The 19083-nt window shown below is 40.7% G+C and carries 19 protein-coding genes, 1 pseudogene and 1 riboswitch; of the genes and pseudogenes, 8 read left to right on the forward strand and 12 right to left on the reverse strand.

What is annotated here, in order from left to right; genetic code table 11:
* Positions 1-64: 64 nt before the first annotated feature.
* From AC07VD_RS13480 to AC07VD_RS13490, 3 genes are all read left to right on the forward strand, one after another.
* Complete coding sequence (locus tag AC07VD_RS13480; RefSeq protein ID WP_021481395.1) at positions 65-373, forward strand: DUF948 domain-containing protein; 309 nt, start codon at positions 65-67, stop codon at positions 371-373.
* A 66-nt stretch (positions 374-439) separates the two neighbouring features.
* Positions 440-1210 (forward strand): hypothetical protein, encoded by a 771-nt coding sequence (locus tag AC07VD_RS13485; protein WP_217018447.1) that lies wholly within the window; start codon positions 440-442, stop codon positions 1208-1210.
* 43 nt (positions 1211-1253) lie between these two features.
* Positions 1254-1787, forward strand: coding sequence for a GNAT family N-acetyltransferase (locus AC07VD_RS13490; RefSeq protein ID WP_047182706.1), 534 nt, complete (start codon positions 1254-1256; stop codon positions 1785-1787).
* A 141-nt stretch (positions 1788-1928) separates the two neighbouring features.
* On the opposite strand, the gene AC07VD_RS13495 is transcribed toward AC07VD_RS13490, so the two are convergent.
* From AC07VD_RS13495 to AC07VD_RS13525, 7 genes are all read right to left on the reverse strand, one after another.
* A complete protein-coding gene (locus AC07VD_RS13495; protein WP_217018445.1) occupies positions 1929-2921 on the reverse strand; it encodes an ABC transporter permease in 993 nt (330 codons plus the stop codon).
* On the reverse strand, positions 2915-3661 hold the full coding sequence (locus AC07VD_RS13500; RefSeq protein WP_024571763.1) for an ABC transporter permease: 747 nt from the start codon (positions 3659-3661) through the stop codon (positions 2915-2917). The genes AC07VD_RS13495 and AC07VD_RS13500 overlap by 7 nt, the downstream gene beginning before the upstream one ends.
* A gap of 9 nt (positions 3662-3670) precedes the next feature.
* On the reverse strand, positions 3671-4609 hold the full coding sequence (locus tag AC07VD_RS13505; RefSeq protein ID WP_014479987.1) for an ABC transporter ATP-binding protein: 939 nt from the start codon (positions 4607-4609) through the stop codon (positions 3671-3673).
* Between the two features lie 15 nt (positions 4610-4624).
* Entirely contained in the window at positions 4625-5176 is a 552-nt protein-coding gene (locus AC07VD_RS13510; protein WP_024571762.1) for a MarR family winged helix-turn-helix transcriptional regulator, read from the reverse strand.
* A gap of 405 nt (positions 5177-5581) precedes the next feature.
* Positions 5582-6826: an MFS transporter gene (locus tag AC07VD_RS13515; RefSeq protein WP_041335442.1), complete on the reverse strand. Its 1245-nt coding sequence runs from the start codon at positions 6824-6826 to the stop codon at positions 5582-5584.
* Between the two features lie 96 nt (positions 6827-6922).
* Positions 6923-8386, reverse strand: coding sequence for an FGGY-family carbohydrate kinase (locus AC07VD_RS13520; protein ID WP_217018444.1), 1464 nt, complete (start codon positions 8384-8386; stop codon positions 6923-6925).
* A gap of 17 nt (positions 8387-8403) precedes the next feature.
* Positions 8404-9426 carry a 2-hydroxyacid dehydrogenase gene (locus AC07VD_RS13525; protein ID WP_217018441.1) on the reverse strand — a complete coding sequence of 341 codons (1023 nt, stop codon included), beginning with the start codon at positions 9424-9426 and terminating at the stop codon, positions 8404-8406.
* Positions 9427-9522: 96 nt separating this feature from the next.
* A riboswitch (SAM riboswitch) is annotated at positions 9523-9614 on the reverse strand.
* Between the two features lie 147 nt (positions 9615-9761).
* Between AC07VD_RS13525 and AC07VD_RS13530 the strand changes: the two genes are divergently transcribed.
* Both AC07VD_RS13530 and AC07VD_RS13535 read left to right on the forward strand, forming a co-directional pair.
* The gene (locus AC07VD_RS13530) at positions 9762-11804 is read left to right on the forward strand and encodes a molybdopterin oxidoreductase family protein (RefSeq protein WP_217018440.1); all 2043 of its coding nucleotides are present in this window, start codon (positions 9762-9764) and stop codon (positions 11802-11804) included.
* 66 nt (positions 11805-11870) lie between these two features.
* A complete protein-coding gene (locus AC07VD_RS13535; RefSeq protein ID WP_015251960.1) occupies positions 11871-12164 on the forward strand; it encodes a hypothetical protein in 294 nt (97 codons plus the stop codon).
* A gap of 410 nt (positions 12165-12574) precedes the next feature.
* On the opposite strand, the gene AC07VD_RS13540 is transcribed toward AC07VD_RS13535, so the two are convergent.
* Both AC07VD_RS13540 and AC07VD_RS13545 read right to left on the reverse strand, forming a co-directional pair.
* Positions 12575-12979: a UPF0715 family protein gene (locus AC07VD_RS13540; protein ID WP_015714052.1), complete on the reverse strand. Its 405-nt coding sequence runs from the start codon at positions 12977-12979 to the stop codon at positions 12575-12577.
* Between the two features lie 67 nt (positions 12980-13046).
* Positions 13047-13172: pseudogene (locus tag AC07VD_RS13545) on the reverse strand (hypothetical protein).
* Between the two features lie 68 nt (positions 13173-13240).
* On the opposite strand from AC07VD_RS13545, the gene AC07VD_RS13550 reads away from it, so the two are divergent.
* Both AC07VD_RS13550 and AC07VD_RS13555 read left to right on the forward strand, forming a co-directional pair.
* Positions 13241-13363 carry a hypothetical protein gene (locus AC07VD_RS13550; RefSeq protein ID WP_014477000.1) on the forward strand — a complete coding sequence of 41 codons (123 nt, stop codon included), beginning with the start codon at positions 13241-13243 and terminating at the stop codon, positions 13361-13363.
* A gap of 43 nt (positions 13364-13406) precedes the next feature.
* Positions 13407-13700, forward strand: coding sequence for a YozQ family protein (locus AC07VD_RS13555; RefSeq protein ID WP_015251959.1), 294 nt, complete (start codon positions 13407-13409; stop codon positions 13698-13700).
* Between the two features lie 112 nt (positions 13701-13812).
* Here the strand turns inward: AC07VD_RS13555 and AC07VD_RS13560 are convergent, their stop codons facing one another.
* Positions 13813-15498 carry a methyl-accepting chemotaxis protein gene (locus AC07VD_RS13560; protein ID WP_077671329.1) on the reverse strand — a complete coding sequence of 562 codons (1686 nt, stop codon included), beginning with the start codon at positions 15496-15498 and terminating at the stop codon, positions 13813-13815.
* Positions 15499-15824: 326 nt separating this feature from the next.
* Between AC07VD_RS13560 and hpaB the strand changes: the two genes are divergently transcribed.
* On the forward strand, positions 15825-17276 hold the full coding sequence (hpaB, locus tag AC07VD_RS13565) for a 4-hydroxyphenylacetate 3-monooxygenase, oxygenase component (protein WP_024571751.1): 1452 nt from the start codon (positions 15825-15827) through the stop codon (positions 17274-17276).
* A 36-nt stretch (positions 17277-17312) separates the two neighbouring features.
* On the opposite strand, the gene exlX is transcribed toward hpaB, so the two are convergent.
* Positions 17313-18011, reverse strand: a complete 699-nt coding sequence (exlX, locus tag AC07VD_RS13570) for an expansin ExlX (RefSeq protein ID WP_003231419.1) — start codon at positions 18009-18011, stop codon at positions 17313-17315.
* A gap of 266 nt (positions 18012-18277) precedes the next feature.
* Entirely contained in the window at positions 18278-18955 is a 678-nt protein-coding gene (locus AC07VD_RS13575; RefSeq protein WP_494721842.1) for a YoaK family protein, read from the reverse strand.
* Positions 18956-19083: the final 128 nt, after the last annotated feature.

The raw sequence follows: 19083 nt of genomic DNA on the forward strand, positions 1-19083 counted from the left end.
AATATCATTTCTTCTGATTAAAAAAACGGATACAGGGTAATGACATAAGAAAAGGAGTGAACATATGATTATTGTTTATATCAGTCTTGCAGTATTAGCAGTTTCTATTATCTTCTTAGGAGTTACCGTGATTCAAAACAAGAAAAAAATGGACCCTGCACTAAAGGAGCTTTCCTCTGTTACGCAGGCTATGCAAAAACAAATCGAAGGATTAAAAACAGAAACAGAGCTGCTGACGCAAAAACAAAAGAAGATTCAGCAGGATGTCCAAATGAAAAAATCCGCGTTTCAGCAGACCGCAGCTGAAGTGAAAGAAGTTCCTAAAGCCGTTAAAGAGGTGTGGCAGGCTGGCCATTTAAATAGCAGGTCATGATGAATGATATCCCGTTGTTTCGATCAGAATGGACAATGGGATATCATTTTTTGAGGAGGCTTTCGCATGATTGTAAACCGCAGCTGCTTAAAGGAGTTCGCAGAAAAACTACATTCTCTTCCCTCTTCACTTACAAAGTCGGATTTACTTATTTCTCCATTTCATCTCCATCAAGAAAATGAACTTGACATCTACTATTCACCTCATAATGAATATATCAATCGGACTGCTACGATTGTGATTGCCGGGATCACGCCGGGTTTTTCCCAGATGAAAACAGCGTACGAAACAGCAGTCGAAAGTCTGCGGCAAGGCCGCACTCTTGAGCAAATGGCGGTAGATACAAAAATAGCAGCGGGTTTCTCCGGGTCGATGAGACATAACCTTATCACCATGCTGGATTTATGCGGGCTGCCGCAAGCTTTCGGCATTCAAAGCGCCGCAAAGCTTTTTGGAGAATTACGGCATATGCTCCATACAACTTCCGTTATTAAATATCCTGTCTTTATCCAGCAAAAAAACTATACCGGATACAAACCGGCTATCACTCATTCTCCTATCCTAAGCACTTATGCTTTTGGACACTTCCCTGCGGAGCTTAACCATGTGACGGGACCAGCTCTTCTCATTCCGTTAGGAAAAGCGGCCGAAACAGTGTGTGAAACATTGATCAGACAGCAGAGCCTCCAGAATTTGATTTGCCTTAACGGCTTTCCCCATCCATCAGGCGCGAACGGCCATCGTTTGAAACAATTCAGCAGAAACAAAGAGCAACTAGAAACACAAATTCGTTCCTTTGCTGCATTGGTTGATTTCGCTATAGAAAAGAGGAAATAAAAGGGATATGATAAACAAAAACACAAACGTGGGGAGTGGTTGAATGTTTCCTATATTAGAAACGGATCGGCTTATACTTAGGCAAATCACAGATCAGGATGCAGAAGCCATTTTTGCTTGTTTCTCAAACGATGAGGTGACACGCTATTATGGGCTTGAAAACATGGAATCTATAGAACAGGCCATTTCAATGATTCAAACGTTTGCTGCCCTCTATCAAGAAAAACGCGGTATACGGTGGGGAATTGAAAGACGGGACACTAAAGAACTGATCGGAACAATTGGCTTTCACGCTCTGGCCCAAAAGCATAGGCGCGCGGAAATCGGTTATGAAATCATCCCGGAGCATTGGCGAAACGGATTTGCATCAGAAGTCATTTCAAAGGTCGTATCTTACGGATTTTCTGCCCTTGGACTGACGCGTATTGGCGCAGTTGTATTTACCGCTAATGAAGCATCAAATCGTCTGCTTCTAAAAATGGGTTTTCAAAAAGAAGGCGTTTTAAGACAGTACATGTATCAAAATGGTACTCCATACGATACAAATGTGTATTCTATTGTAAAACCAAGAGAATGACATCATTCTCTTGGTCTGTGCGCACATCCCTTTTCCTTTAAAATGTCCGATTCATGACCTGCACCAGCTGTGACGTTTTGATTCTTGATCAATCCCTACAAGATTTTCATCTCTTAAAACAAAGCTAATAACTTTTTTCCCCTACTCATAAATCCCTTTATTGGTTCTTCTTCTTGTGATAAAATCCCCAAGAAAACAAAACGCAGCCGACCACATCAAAATATAAATAACCTGAGTTTTGTATTCCCACATTGAATCCCCCATTTCTACCCCGTGAATGAAAGTCATATACGCTTTTTGCGGCAGTATCGCACAAAGAGCATTCAATATTGGATGATGTGGAGCAAAAGAAATAAAACAGCCTGACAATACACACGTGATCACACTGATACCACTCGTCATCAAACTGATGTTTCGATCCATCACAGAAGCCATAAAGATAGCGAATGCTGTTGCAAGCACTGTAAGAACACCCAGTAACCCAGCAAGAATATTTAAACGGAAACCAATTTCAGCATGAAAGAGTACATTTGTAATCAGGATGGCGAAGTAAGTGGGTATGTATAAACATAAAAAAGTAAAGATAAACTGAACCAACAAATATTTCCCCACATGCACGGGAGACACTAAAATCCTTTTGAAGGTTTTGAGCATCCGGTCTTCTGGATATAACGCAGCTAATGCCACACCTTGCATCAATACAAGCATCATGATAAAGCCTAATATATTCGTTCCCGTTCCCCGTTCCGTCCTTAATTCATCCTCTCCCTGGTAGCTACCTGGCATTTCTCCAGTCTCAAAAAATTGCTGAATCATTTTTTGATCCGCTTTACTTTTCAACGTGGTTACTTTGTAATCAAGTTGATTTTTTTCTACAATGGCTGCGTATTTCCCTAACATCAGATCAGAAAACTTCGGCTTCTGATGTACCGTTACCACTCTAAATGCAGAATCACTCGGCAAATGATGAACTTCGTCCAGTTCTGTAACAAAAGCGATTGTTTCTTTGAAAACCGGCTTCCCGGAAAACATAATCGCAACGCCAATCATCAGAGGGATAATGATTAATGCAATGATAATAATGGCTTTTTTGGTCAGGATTCGCTCCCACCTGTTTTGGAATAAACTCAGCATATATATCCCTCCGGCTTAAATACAACATGAGAAACGGCAATACAAATGATTGAAGCCAATATTAGTCCTGACATAACAGGCAGCAGCATACTGAAATCATGATCATAAATGAGACGAAATGAACATTCTGTTACCCATTTAATCGGAGAAAGAATCGATATCTGATTGACGGTATCTCCAAATCTATGAATTCCGAAAAATACGCCGCCAAAGAAAACAAAAAAAGCTATCGGAATTTGCATAATCCCATTCGCCTGTTCTTCATTCTTGAACAAACTGCAGAACATTGTGCCAAAACAGCAACCGAAAAATAAAAATACATACAATAAAAGCATGAAATACGTAAGATATTGTCCTCCAAAGTTCAAATGAAAAATCGTTTGGGCTATCAACACATTCATGCTGTACATAATGACACTGAATATAAAGGTTGATAGTAATTTAGAAAGATAAATACTAGTTGTCGAAACCGGCGCATACACAATACGAAGGTTCGCCTTCTTCACCTTTTCCTCCATAAACGTATTAGAGGTCGTCATAGCAATCAGAGCTGCAGTGAAAATCATCATATTCACTCCGTAATAATCATAAGAACTGACCCCGCCTGCTCCAAAGCTGCTTTTCGTAACAAAGCCCATGACCAGAATCAGAACAAAAGGAAAGACCGTATTGGCTATTACAAGAACCGGATTCCTTAAAATATTCATAAAATCAAATGTTATTAATTTTAACAAACTCATTTTGCTCTCCTAATCTCTTAAATTTCTTCCCGTCAGCTCTAAAAATACCGTTTCTAACGATGCCTCTTTTTTGTTCATGTTTAGGATGCTGCAGCCTTGGGCACTCAATTCTAATATGATTTCACTCAGGTGATCTTGGTTCTTTTGAACGGTAACATTCAGTTGATGGTCAGAGAAATCAACTCCTGTCACTCCTATGATTTCTCTAATCGAGTTTTTATTTAATCGCTGAACATGCGCCAGTTGAAAAGCGTATGTTATTTCTTTATTGACTTCTCTGTACAGCTCTTCTTTTGTTCCATTGGCAATAATTCTTCCTTCATTCATGATCATAATACGATCTGAAATTGCCTCGACTTCTTCCATATAGTGTGTAGAGTAAATGATGCTTGCGCCTTTTGTTTTCAGCTCTTTTATCGATTCCAAAATGTGATGCCGGGATTGCGGATCGATTCCTACCGTGGGCTCATCCATGATAATCAGTTTCGGCTGATGGGCAATGGCGCACGCAATGTTTAATCTTCTTTTCATCCCGCCTGAAAACGTCTTTGGTTTGTCATCTTTCCGGTCGTATAGCTGTACGAGCTCCAAAGCCTCTTTGACTCGGGCTTTCAGTTCTTCTCCTTTAAGAGAATAAAGGCTGGCAAAAAAACGAACATTTTTCTCAGCTGAAATCTCCTCATAAATCGCGATATCTTGAGGCACAATCCCAATGCCTTTCTTCATTTCCTTTGACCCTTTTTTCACACTATGGCCTAATATCGAAACGTTACCGGAACTGGCCGACAATACTCCTGATAAAATATGAATGGTTGTGCTTTTTCCTGCACCATTTGGACCTAGTAAGCCAAGCACTTCCCCCTCTCTCACTTCGAACGAAATCCCATCTACTGCCGTTTTGTTTTCATACTGCATTTTCAAGTTTTCTACTGTTGCTACGTTGTTCATAGTTGGTTCTCCTTTTTACTTTCTCCGTTTTGCGAATTCCTGCAATAAATTTGTTTTCAAATTGTCTCGGTTTTGTTCAATGTCAAAATCAGCAGCGTCTTCTTCAAAACCATCCTGTTCTTCTCCGTCAAAACTGTACAGTTTCTTCAATAAAATCCACAATGTTTCCAGCTCTTCCGTCGAAAAGCCTTTAAATAGATCGGCCATAAAATACACCGCTTTTTCACCGCATTCCTCCATGACACGCTTTCCTGAATCAGTAATCTTCACATTAACTGCACGCTTGTCGCGTTTACTTGGTACAGTGATGACATAACCTCTTTTTTCAATACCGCTGACAAGTCTGTTGATGTTTTGTTTTGAAGTGCCTAATTTTTTTGCAATGTTGTTGAATGTCGTTTCCTCTTCCGGTAAATGCAGTATGGCAACCATCGTCATAAATTGCCTCGACGTTAAGCTTTCATAATAATCGTCTCCGCGTGATTGGATTTTGTTTAAAGTGGAAAAAAATGTAGCGTAAGACTGTTGCATTAAAAATAAATCTTTCAGTTCCTTAGAATAATCCACAATGTTCCCTCCTTGAATGGACAACTTATTGTCTATATATCTTAACATTTCTCATTACTTTGTCAATATGTTGTCTATTTTTCTTTAGACTCCCTCGATAATTTATAGAATAGTTATATACTGATCAATTCAGAAAGAGGTAATGTTGATGGCTCGTCATCGAGAATTCAATGAAGAATAAAGCATTGGAGACCGTTATGAATTTGTTTTGAGAGAACATTCGGGCGAGCTAAGACGTGAAATTAACGTGGAACAAACGGCTCAGACTTATATTCTGTTTCTTATCGGCTGACTGTTATGGTGAAATCCCGTCCAGATCAATCATTTTTGCGTCATTCCGTATCGGAAATCCTTACATTGCTGAACAAATGATAGAAAGCGCCCCGGAAAATGGGCGCTTTCTAATTAAGATGCATATTGAGGAGATGATTCCTCCTTAACTGCTTTTTCCTCAGGTATATGAATACATTTCGTCAAGACCGCACTTGCAAGGTAAAGGACCGCAAAGATCCAGACGACGCCTTGCGCGCCGACGAGACCGATGAACAGCCAAGCGAGTGCAGGGCCGACAAACGCTGATAAACCTGCAGCCAAATTCAATACAGACATGGCTGCCCCTTTATCTTTTCCTGCCACCGTCGGCACAATTGCACCAATCGGCACATAGCCTGCCAGCAAACCGCCCCAAATAAAGCCGATCACGCTGACAACCGCTAAGCTTCCGCCGGAGAAAACAGGTGCGTAGTATAATAAGAGGGTGAAAATGCCGCAGCCGACTCCGCCGAACCAAATAACAGTATTTTTCCAGCCGAATTTATCGCCGACAATACCAAAGATAAGGTTAAACACAATGTTCCCCAGAAAAATCGTTCCCCAAATTTGCAGCCACACATTGGTTGAAATTCCATGCTGGGCCATGTGCATCGGCAAAAAGACTGGAAAACCATATGTACCAATGCTGTTGATGATTCTGATGATTCCGCCTGTAAGCACGCGCGGATTTGTAAATAAAATCGTAACCCCTTTTAAAAGCTCCTCGGCTGTTTCTGATCTTTTTCTTTTCTTCTTTTCAAAACGGTCTTTATTGATAAACAATGCAAAGAATGCACCGAGACATACCCAGAAAATAGAGCTCCAAAGCGTATTCAAATAACCGAACGCTTTGATCGCGTAGCTTGAGTACCAAGCGCCGAACACAAACATGCCGAGGCAATATGCTATCCAAAACCAGCCGACAGCAGTGCTCAGTTTGCTTTGCGGTGTTCTGTAAATGACCCATGTCAAGAAAGAATAAGCGAAAAGCGGGTAACCTAACCCTTTTACGAAGTAAGTCACATACATCACAGGCAGGTTCAGCTGTTCAAATCCAAATACGATAAAAGCAGCTGTACCGATCACATAAAACAACAGCCCCATAAACATCGTTCGTTTTGCGCCAAATGCTTCGAGACATACACCCGAAAACCAGGAAGCTATGGCAAGCGCAATTCCGTATATACTAAAAATAGAAGCGGACTGCTGAACGGTGAGCCCGTTTTCGATCAAAAAAGGACTGAGCCAGCCTTGTTCAAGGCCATCTCCCATCATAAACAAAACAACCCCTAAAAATCCCCAGGCAAGCCGCTTCGGTATTCCTATTTTATCCAACATATCTGTCTCCTCCTTAGATGCTTATATCCATTACCGTATTACCTTATTAAAGTTGAAAATTAAATGATTCCTCAAAACAGCAAAAATGCTGCCGCCTTAAATCAATACTTTGCTTTCTGAACCTGAAAAAAAGCGCTGTGTTTGCTTCCATTTCTCATATAAAGCCAATTCTGTCTGACAGTCCTTCGGTTCAATCACCCGGACATTTGCTGACATCTCCTCCGTTAATTGAAAGGTTTCATTGCAAATGACTGCAGCACCAACGACAGATGCCTGATGATATCCCTCTTGGACATAGACCTTTTTTTGAAGAAGATCCGCGATATATTGAGTGAGCGCTTTGCTTTGGAATCCCCCTCCGCACACCCAAACATAGTCACGTTCAAACGGAGTAACCTCTGTTAAAATGTCAAAGTTCCATTTGATTGAAAATGCGATTTCTTCTAGCGCTGCACGTACAAAATGTGCCCTCTTTAAATGTGCTGACAGCGGGGCATCAAAAAGAAAACCGCCTCTCGTTAATGCATTCTTTTCAGCCGATAAATAAGAGCCGAGAGCCGCTACACATGCATGGTCTTCTTTTGCAAGTGCAGAAATCTCCTCCTCCATTACTTCGTACGTTTCATTCGGATAAAAAATCTGTTTTAATTTTTGATAATTCAAGCCGGTAATTCCCGGATTCGTTTCCACAAGCCAATGCCCTTGATCTGTATGACAGTTCAGCCAGGCTTTATGTTTTGTGTCGCCATGATCCGCAGTAATTTTGGTTATTGGCGTTGTTGTCCCTGATACAATGACAATGTCCTCAAGTCCAGCTCCGGTGCTTTTGACAGCCAGCTGTGTATCCCCGCCCCCTGCTATAACCTTAGCATTTATTGAAAGGCCTAATTCGGATGCATATTCATTTGCTATCGTTCCAATTGCTGTTCCCGCTCTTACAAGAGGCGGAAGGATAGATGGAGAAAAGCCGAAAATGTCGCACATCTCTTCTGACCAAGTGTTTTGCTTCACATCAAATAGCAGAGTTTCTGTTGCCTGTGATGGTTCATATGTTAATATTCCGCTCAGTTGGTACGTCACCCAATCACTGATGCTTGTAAAGCTTGCAGTCTTTTCCCATAAAGAGGGCTGGCGCTGTTTTAATCCATAAAGCTTGAGCGCAGAAAAAAGTGCAGTTGGCAGGCGGCCTGTGCGGCTGTATATCTCTTCCCGATCGGGAATGCCCGCCTCCCACTCTCGGCCGCGATTATCGATGTTCGGCAGCCCGAGAAAAGGATTGCCGTTTTGATCAATCAAAACAATCCCCTGTCTTTGGCTCGTCGATGTCAAACCAATGATGTCAATATCACACGAACGGGATAGCGCACGTTTTGCCAAATTCATCACCTGCTTCCACAGCACCTGAGGAGAAAAATAACGGCTGTCCGGGTAAAGCGTCTCTGTGGAATACTCGATGTCCTCCCGTTCAACTGTTAGAACACTGCCAGTTACACTCACGACCGCTACCCTCGCATTGCCTGTGCCAATATCAAAAACGAGATAGCCTTTTTGTTTTTTCATTCTCTTAGCCTCCTTTCTTATACCCCTGTTTTCAGTTCGTCCTTGTTATATATTGTCGGAATATTAAGAGTTTTTTCACCCTTCCACTTTTTGAGGGCTTTATTCAGTATCGTCACGTGATGATCCTCCACTTCAAATGTTGCTCCAGCGAGATGCGGTGTTGCCAGAACATTAGGCAATGAAATCAATTCATAATCTGATTCCTCTGGAGGTTCATGATAAAAAACGTCTAATATCGCACCTCTGATTTTATGTTCTTTTAATACAGATAAAAGATCTTCACGGTTTACAACAACTGCTCTTGAAGTATTGACGAAAATCGCACTCTGTTTCATCAGATCAAAATACTTCCGATCAATAAGTCCAAGTGTTTCCTCAGTACGAGGCAGATGGACAGAAACGATATCACTGTCTGAAAACACCGTTTTAAGAGATACTTTTTCATACAGCGGATGATCGTCTTGAATGTATGGATCGTAATACTTTATTTTACAGTCAAACGCAGTCAGCAGTTTTGCAATCCTTTGGCCAACCGCCCCGAACCCAATCATGCCAACCGTTTTTCCTGATAATTCATTTCCTTTAAATTTGACATAAGCCTGTAGGTAATCCCTGTCCCACTTTCCATCCTTCAGCCATTGATTCGAGACGCTGGTATGGCGGAGAAAGGTAATCACATTTCCAATAAACATTTCAGCAACGGCTTGTGCATTCCGCCCTGGTGTATAAAAAACAGGTATGCCTCTTTTTGAAGCAGCTGCCACATCCACATTGGAGGGCATTCCCCTGCAAACACCGACAAATGAAAGTTCGGGAACAGAAGCAAATACGCTGTCTGTTACCTGATCAAGCTCAGTAATCAAGCCTGTCGCATTTGTTGCTTTTAGCAGCTGAATGAGTTCATCTTCCCGATATGCCCGGCCTTGTTCCTTCCAAGATTGATAAGCAACTGAGCCAAACAAGTTTTCAAGCTCTTTTCGTCCTTCTTCGTTGTACGGTGCTGTAACCAAAACCGTCATGGTGCAAAACATCCTTTTCATCGTATTTTTTCATAAAAAAAATCTCTTTCCGCAGATGGAAAGAGATTCATATATAGGCGCGCTCTGTTACAGGCAGACGCCGGTATAAACCTTGCTTTCCTATCTTTCAAGCTGACGCTTGCTGGAATTGGCACAATAATGTTGCCGAGGTTTCATAGGGCCAGTCCCTCCACCTCTCTGGATAGAAAATGTTGAGTATGTAATTTTCAGAATAAAGAATACGTTTATCATAAAGAAGTCTCAGATTGATGTCAATCTCTTTTTTCAGAATTGACGTTATGATCCGAAATGTTATAATTCTTACAAAATATCTAACTAGAGAGAGGAACTGGGCCATGAAATCTTTTGCCACACAACAAAACGGCATTTTCAAATCCGTTTGCTCGCTGGACTGCCCGGATCAGTGCGGATTGTTAATACATAAAAAAGACGGGAAAATCGTAAAAGTGCAAGGAGACCCTGATCATCCTGTCACAGCCGGAAACATATGCAACAAAGTCCGGAATATGACGGAGCGCATATATGATGAAAAGCGGCTGACTACACCGCTCAAACGAACAGGTGCTAAAGGCCAAGCGATATTTGAACCGATTTCTTGGGAAGAGGCAATCGATACGATCACCTCCCGCTGGAAACAGCTGATTGATGAAGAGGGAGCTGAAAGCATACTTCCTTACAGCTTTTACGGAAATATGGGGAAATTGACAGCTGAAGGAATGGACCGCCGCTTTTTTTACCGCATGGGGTCAAGCCAGCTTGAACGGACGATTTGCAGCAAAGCGGGATCTGAAGGCTATAAATATACAATGGGCATAAGCGCGGGAATCGATCCTGAGGAAACCGTTCATACAAAACTATTTATTTTTTGGGGAATCAACGCGGTCAGCACAAATATGCACCAAATTACGATCGCCCAAAAAGCGCGAAAACAAGGTGCCAAAATTGTCGTGATCGATGTGCATAAAAATCAAACAGGACGTCTCGCAGATTGGTTTATTCCGATAAAGCCGGGAACCGACAGTGCACTTGCTCTTGGCATCATGCACATTTTATTTAAAGAAAATATGCATGATGAAGCATTTCTGTCCGAGTACACGGTTGGCTATGAAGACCTCCGTGAACACGTGAAACAATATGATCCTAAAAAGGTATCGACGATCACCGGTGTCAGTACCGAAGATATTTACCGACTGGCAAAAATGTACGGGGAAACCTCCCCTTCTTTTATCAGAATCGGAAACGGACCCCAGCATCACGATAACGGCGGGATGATTGTAAGGACGATTGCCTGTCTTCCGGCGATCACCGGCCAATGGCTGCACACAGGGGGCGGCGCAATTAAGCATAACAGCGGAATTTTAGAATATAACACAAATGCCTTGCAGCGGCCCGACTTATTGAAAGGGCGCACCCCGAGGTCGTTTAATATGAATCAGCTTGGCAAGGTGCTTTTGGAAACAGACCCGCCGATTCGCTCTCTATTTATTTACGGAACGAACCCTGCCGTCGTCGCACCCGAAGCAAACAAAGTCAGACAGGGCTTGCTGCGGGAAGACTTGTTTACTGTGGTTCATGATTTGTTTTTAACGGAAACGGCTGCATATGCGGACATTGTACTGCCTGCAACATCCGCTTTTGAAAATACTGATTTTTACACCTCCTACTGGCACCATTACATTCAGCTTCAGCAGCCGGTGATTGAGAGATATGGGGAAAGCAAGTCTAACACTGAGGTTTTCCGATTACTGGCTGAAACCATGGGATTCACAGATCAGGAGCTTAAAGATTCAGATGAAGAATTAATCCGCCAGGCGCTTGACCATCCAGATAATCCGCATTTGGCAGAGATTGATTACGATGCACTTGCTAAGCATTCATTTATGAAAGCGAAACGCGAAAAGCCGCTGTTTCCGGGCGAACTTCCAACGCCAAGCGGAAAAATAGAATTATATTCAGAAAAAATGAAACAAGACGGCTTCCCTGCTTTACCGACATATACACCTCTTGTAACCGATAATGAACATCCGTTTATGTATGTTCCGGGGCCAAACCATAATTTCTTAAACTCAACATTTTCCAATAATGAAAAACACATCAAGCTTGAAAAGACGCCAAAGCTCTTTATCAACACAAAAGATGCTGAAGAACACGGAATCGTTGATGGGGCACCTGTACGAATTTGGAACAGCCGGGGAGAATGCCAGCTGACCGCTGCAGTTGGAGAACAAGTGCTGCCAGGTGTCGTTGTCAGCCAAGGATTATGGGCGGATGAACAAGGAAAAAAACAGCTTGTAAACGCGCTAACCCCAGACCGATTGTCCGATATGGGCGGCGGCGCCACCTTTTTTTCAGGCCGTGTACAGATTGAAAAGGTTTGAAAAATAATGAAACCCGGAGTATGCCAAGCCCGTATAACATAACATTGACATAATGGAGGCATACACATGGACGTTTTTTTAGGAATTGGTATTGCTTTGGCAGGATATTTTATCGGTGAAGGCTTAAAGCAGATGAACCATACAAAAGGTAGTGAACAAAATGATATCTTGCTTATAAAAGAACGGGATATTTACTTTTACATCGGACTTTTTTTAGGAATAACAACGACTGAAGCAAAACAGTTAGCTGGAGACATGGCAGACCTGCCTTACATTGAAATAAACGGAAAAAAATATGTCCAGAAACATATGTTAAAAGATTGGACATTCACATTAGTTGAAAAACATCAGGGTGAATAAATAAATCTGAGGAGAGCGAGATTCATTGTCACGCTCTCCTCTGTTTAGCTGTATGGATTGACCGCCACCAAAACTTTGTTCTATAAGCGCTGATAAAACGATAAACCACCATCTATGTTCTTTCCTCAAACAGCTCGAGATGCCCGTTCCACAACAATAGTTTGTATATTCCATTGATGACGTGATGATCTTGATGAACGTATGTATCGTAAAACACTTAGAAAACCTATTCGGTTTGAATGTGTGCTCTCATTATGTCCCCATACTGCGCCTTTATCCGCGGAGAATTTTTTAAAAAAATATGAAACCTAAAGCTTTTAGATTCACGCAGCAATGTTAGTGTAATACCCTTTATTTTTATTGACCTCCATATATCTCCGATTGGTAAAACTACGTTAGCCTGATTTGCTTTATACGCCGGAAGCTGTTCGTTTATAAAGGATCAGAGAATCCCATAACCAGTAAATCACTGCAGCCGCAATACTTAACATATAATAAAAATACGATTGCAATGTCCATGCTATTGACGCAGGTTCATTGATAACAAAAAACAAGAAAGCTGCGATAAAAGCAACCACACTGTAAATCAATAGGTACATGACATTGAATGTTCTCGCTTTTTTCTGCAACTTCATTTGGAGCGGAACAGCAAAAAGGCCATACACCACAAAACCGTATAATAAAGCAATTGCTGCCGTAAACAATGCAATTATCATATCGCCATACATAACAAAAGAATAAAATCCTAAAAACAAACCAAATGTAAGGCTGGATAGCCCTAATGTCATTAAATAATATGATGCAATTTTTTTCATTTTTTCACCCCCTTGTTTGATTTATTCACAGTGCTGTAAGTATAAATTCACAACCTTTGTATTTCTTTTATCGAGATGTCTTCCCCAACAATGCGATGATAAAAAGTTTCAAAAATACGACTTTTTATTAAATAATACGCTGGCATGAAAACGCCTCTCCTGATTGGCGAAAGCGCGAATGAAAAAAGTGAATGAATACCTGATCAACAGACAAAATAAGAGGAGTTGATATTCAACACTTTTCGTAAAGGAGTGAAACCAATGAGTAAAAAGGGAATTCAAAATTCAAGTATTGAACAAATGAGAAATGACCATGAGACTGAAACAGCTTTTAAAGCAGATGATCCCAAAAAACATGGTTCTGATCCTAAAAGAACGAAATAAGTTCTTACCCCCACTAAAATATCAATAATCTGGAGGAAGTAAAGTGACTCAAAAAAACGGTGCAGACAGACCTGATGATTATAAAAGATTTTCTTCATTAGACAAGGAATATGATTTTCAGCAATCTATAAGCAGCAATACTAAGACAGAAAGTGTAAACACTGAAACACAAACTCATAACAAAGAAAACAAAAATGACACAACAGATGTTGCCGGGAAATACTTTGAGCCCTCAGATTATAAAGGAAGCACGCAATTAGAAAAAGGATTAGCTGAAACTCATGAACAGGTCAGCGATGACTATTTTGAAGGGACGATCGATCAAAATTTGGACTAGCCATACAAACAGAGCTAACTTAAAAGGTCAGTTAGCTCTGTTTTTAGAAACAACCACAGTAAAAGAGCCAACCCCCACCGAATAGGATGGGGGTTGCACGTAAGTAGCCTGTTTAATATTTAAAACGATTAATGACTTTTTGAAGTTCTTCTGCCAACTGAGATAGAGATTCTGCGGCATAGGAGATTTCCCCCATTGAATGAAGCTGTTCCTGTGATGAATTTGCAACCGCTTCTGTATTAGCAGACGTTTCTTTTGTTCCAGCGGCCAATGTATGAACTGTGTGCTGAATCACTTCAACGCCTGATGTAAGCTGTTGAGTTGCCGCTGCGACTTCTTGTATTTGAGAAGTGACCTGTTCCACAAGGTTCAGTATTTCATTGAAATTTCCTGTTGCCTCTTGAGAAAGAACAATACCTGAGCTCACATTTTCTTGAACAACCTTAATATTGTTTACCGTTTCTATCGATTCATCTTGGATGGTCGCTACAACCGATTGGATGTGGTTTGCAGATTTATTTGTTTCATCCGCCAACTTCCGAACTTCTTCTGCCACCACAGCAAATCCTTTTCCTTGCTCTCCGGCTCTGGCCGCCTCGATCGCTGCATTTAATGCCAACAAATTTGTCTGCTCTGAAATCGTCGTGATAAGCGAAGAGATATCGCTGATTTCTGCTGTGCTCGTTACCAATGTCTGCAATCCATTGCCGGCTGAATCTACAGATTTATCAATGAATTTCATCTGATCTAACATCTTGTTGACGGACTTAGAGCCTATTTCAGCTTTGTCTCTCATCGAAGAAGAAAGATCCGCTATGTTCCCTGTATTTGAAGCGACTGATGATATACTGTCTAATAATTCAGTAATGGATTCCGCACTCTTTTCTGTCATTGAGCTTTGCTTCACATTGCTTTCGGCAGCCATTTGCATGGCTCGTGAAATATGTTCAGATGTTGATTTCGATTCTTCCGCGCTTGCCGATAATTCTTCGGAGGAAGCAGCGACTTGTTCAGATGAGCTGCTGATCTGCTTCACAATTTGAGTTAATGAATGAGTAAAAGAATTAAACGATTGGGCAAGCTGACCAAATTCATCTTTATTTTTCACAATGACTTTTTTGGTTAAATCAGCGTCGCCGTGTGCAATTTCCTCCAGCTGCTTATTTATGCTTCTTAGGGGCACCATTATAGACTTTAACAGCATTATGCTTAAAACAACGCCTAATATAACTGATATCCCGGTGACAATGATGATGAGCCATTGACTCATTTTCCCATTGCCTCGTATTTCATCTTTTAGATCCTCCACCTCTTGATCCAGGCGATCAGACAGCTTATTGACAGCCGGATCTACGCCTTCTTTTCTTAGTGTTCTTTCTTCTCCAAAATGGATGGTTTCTGCTTTTTTCGGATTTGAAGAGTAGGCTGTTACTACTTGCTGATTCAAAGCTCTATACTGAGTAAAACTTGTCTTAATGTCTTCGATATTTGATTGATATCTCTCTTCATCAATCAAGTCATTAACCCGGTCAAGACTCTTTAAGACATCGTCTGCTTTTTCCTTCATACCCTCGTCGTATTCTTTGTCTCCGGTAATCAAGAAGCCTCTTTCATCATTTGATAACCCGGTCAATTCATATTGGATGTGTTTTATCTCTTTTTGGAATTCCATTTTGTCTTTAAGTTCTTCATTCTTTTTCACAGTAGAAGAAATCATAAATACTGAGGAGCCTCCAATTCCAATAATTGAAACAACTAATATTGATATAATCCCCAGCAATTTTGTTTTCACTTTCATGTGTCGTTTTCCCTTTCCGCACAATGTAATGGCTGAAATAAAATATGTTCAAGCGCGTTTAAATCCAATTCGCTTACGCCCATGTCCATAATATCGACACGTGTTATCAAGTTTTATAGTGCCATTTTCATATGAATAAGCAAATTCTTTACGGCTCTGAATCTTCAAAAAGGCTTCAAGAAAAATTGGCTGTCTTTTGTCGTATAAGCTTCTTATTTTCTATTAGGCATACAAAAAAGGCTTTTCCCACCTCAAATTGGCTGAACCGGCTGTTTTCTCGAAAATATAATACAATACGCAGCATAATATGAAGGAGCGAAACTTAAATGGGGATCATCAATGGTAAAGAATTCATTGACCGATTGAATAAACTAGAAAACGAAATATGGTATGATGGCGAAAAAATAAAGGGTAACATTTCTGAGCATCCTGCATTTAAAGGAATAATCAAAACAAAAAGCTCACTTTATGAATTGCAAACAAAGGATGAGTTAATACATGAAATGACTTATTGCCTTCCTGGAGATCATAATCGAATCGGCCTTTCCTATCTCCAGCCTAAAACCAAAAATGATTTAAAAAAAAGAAGGAACATGATTGAACATTGGGCTAGACATACTCACGGAATGATGGGGAGAAGTCCGGATTACATGAATACGGTTATGATGAGCTTTGCTTCGTCAGCGGAGCTTCTCAAAGATAAAGAGAATTGCTTTCCTGAACATATACTAGATATGTATGAACAAGCTGCTAAGCATGACCTTTCCTTTACCCATACATTCATTACTCCGCAAGTGAACCGGTCACAGTCTTATTTTGGGCTAAGTGAAAAACCGATATCTGCTAAAGTCATTGATAGAACCGAAAAAGGTTTAATGATTCATGGCGCACGTCTGCTTGCAACACAAGGCGGATTGACCGATGAAATCTTGGTTTTTTCAGCGCCTAAATATTTCTTTGAAACAGATGAAGCTTATGCTTTTTCAATCCCTTCTAATACAAAAGGCGTAAAATTCATCACAAGAGAATCATTTGTATTAAGCGACTCTTCCTTTAATCATCCCTTAAGCTCAAGGTATGAAGAAATGGATTCAATTGTGGTTTTTGATCATGTGTTAGTGCCGTGGAATCGTGTGTTTTTTTACGATAATGTGGAAGCAGCTAAAGATTTTATGACAAAAAGCTCCTTTCATGCCTTTACCTTTCACCAGGTTGTCATTAGGCAAATGATAAAAATTGAATTTCTATTAGGTGTTGCACAGCTTCTTGTCGACACCATTAATGTTTCCGAATATCAGCACATCCAAGAAAAGCTCTCAGAAATCATTGTGGGATTGGAAACAATCAAAGCGCTCATTGACAAATCAGAAAATGATGCTCAGTTAGATGAATTCGGCTATATGCGCCCCTGTTTAATTCCTCTTCAAGTCATCAGTACGATCATTCCTAAGCTATATCCTCGATTTACTGAAATCATACAATTAATTGGAGCTAGCGGAATGGTGACACTGCCTACCGAAAATGCATTTGACTCAGAGATACGGGAAGATCTTGACCAATATCTTCAAGCAACCAATACAAATGCTGAAGAACGTGTGAAAATTTTCCGTTTGGCATGGGATTTAACAATGAGTTCATTCGGAACTAGACAAACTCACTACGAAAGATATTTTTTCGGAGATCCTATTCGGATTTCAAGCAGGCTGTATACCAGTTATCCAAAGCAGGAGCAGTTGAACATGATTAAAACATTTTTACATGCAGATGCAGAACAATGAAAAAACAGCGGGAAAAGATCCGCTGTTTCGTATTTTTTATTCAGGAAACTGAACATGGCCCGGTACAGTATAGGCTTTGGACGTTCCGCTTTCAGGCAGCTTTGGAATGGTGTCTTTCACAACTTTTCCGCGGATGTCAGTCATTCTGACTTTGAGAGAGCCTGTCCCTAAATTCGTACTCACAAAATGGTTATAGTCCATTTTCTCCATGTTGATCCACTTACCATCCTTTTCATATTCCATTTTCATAACAGGATACTTGTGATTTCTGACTTGGATTGCTGCCCACCACCTGCTGCTGCCTTCTTTGATCCGGTACGTGAAATTGCCGGTGATTGGGGCTTTGACAACACGCCATTTAATATTGATTTTTCCGTCTTTCATATTGCCGATTTTACGGAAGGCATTAGGTGACAGATCAAGAGCTCCCCGAGCGCCTTCGGGATAAAGATCAGTAACATATACGGTTGTTTTCCCTTTTGGCCCTTCAACTTCCAAATAAGAGCCGGCAAGTGCTGCTTTTACTCCTCCGTAATTGAGATCCGCCGGATTTATTGCAGTAATCTCCATATCGGAAGGAATGGGATCCAGCAGGAAAGCTCCTCCTGAATAACCTGACCCTGTATACGTTGCATAACCTTCATGCAGGTCGTCATATGCTGCCGAAGCTTGCGGGGAAAAACAGAAGATCGTCAACAAAACCATACCAACAAATGCACTCATGATCTTTTTCATATTTGGTCCTCCTCAAACCAGACTTCAAATGAGAATCATTATCATTATAAGACTCAATCCATCTGGTTTGAAAGAGGAAATAGATTCATAGATGCTTTTAAGGCAAATTCACTATCATTCATATATCAAATGTAGGTACTTATGAAAAAGCCAATACAAATGAACGAATGTGCACTTCAGCCGAATGTCTTATTTTGCCCTCTCAAAATTCGCATAACAATAACGAAATGAGACAGGCTGTTGTGATAACAGCTATACAGGAAAAGCTATTTTTCCCCGCTCAGTTTCAACTTAGCTGTCATCATGATGCCAAATATCAGCACAATCGGAACCCAAATAATGAAGTGATAAAAATCAGGCTCAGCCAGAGCAACAATAATAGCCCCCACACAATACAAAATAATAGCCAGTGCTCTTAACACAGTATCTCTTAAGAAAGTCTTCTTCTGCATCTTAAAAAACAATCGGCCGGATATATCCTCTAAAAGAGAAGCCAAAGTGCCGGTCAACACAGTTGAAGAAATACCTGCGATCCCCAGTTTTTTTGCTGCTGTAGTTTGAATCCCCATAGAAATGCTCATGAGTATAATTAGAATGTGCACAGGAACAAAAGCCCGGTAAAAAGAAAGACAAGCAAAGACAAACAAAATGAATGCTTCAAGTGCGAGGGCTTTTGTCACAGCAGAAGGCCAAAGGGTATTTTCCGCCTTTCCGACCATCAATGTGGCAATGATCACGCCGCATATAAATCCGATTAGTGCAGTCAAGGAATTAAAAACAGTGACCTGAATGGATTTGCCGATAGCTAACCCCAATAATACAATGTTTCCAGTCATATTAGCTGTGAACACATGTCCCAGGCTTAAATACCCGATTACATCCACGGTTCCAGCTGTTAAACATAAAAGTGATAGCAAGGTGTTTCGATAAGCTGCTGCAGTCAACGGTGTATCAATCCTTTCTTCTATTTTAATTGTTAGTATGTCTTTTGGCGCAATCTGTATTTTTTAAGTAACCCAACATTAATTAGGAAGATAGAACCTATCATTCCTTTCCATTAAATGTAATAATA

This window comes from Bacillus sp. GW821-FHT01G09 (genome assembly GCF_059422205.1).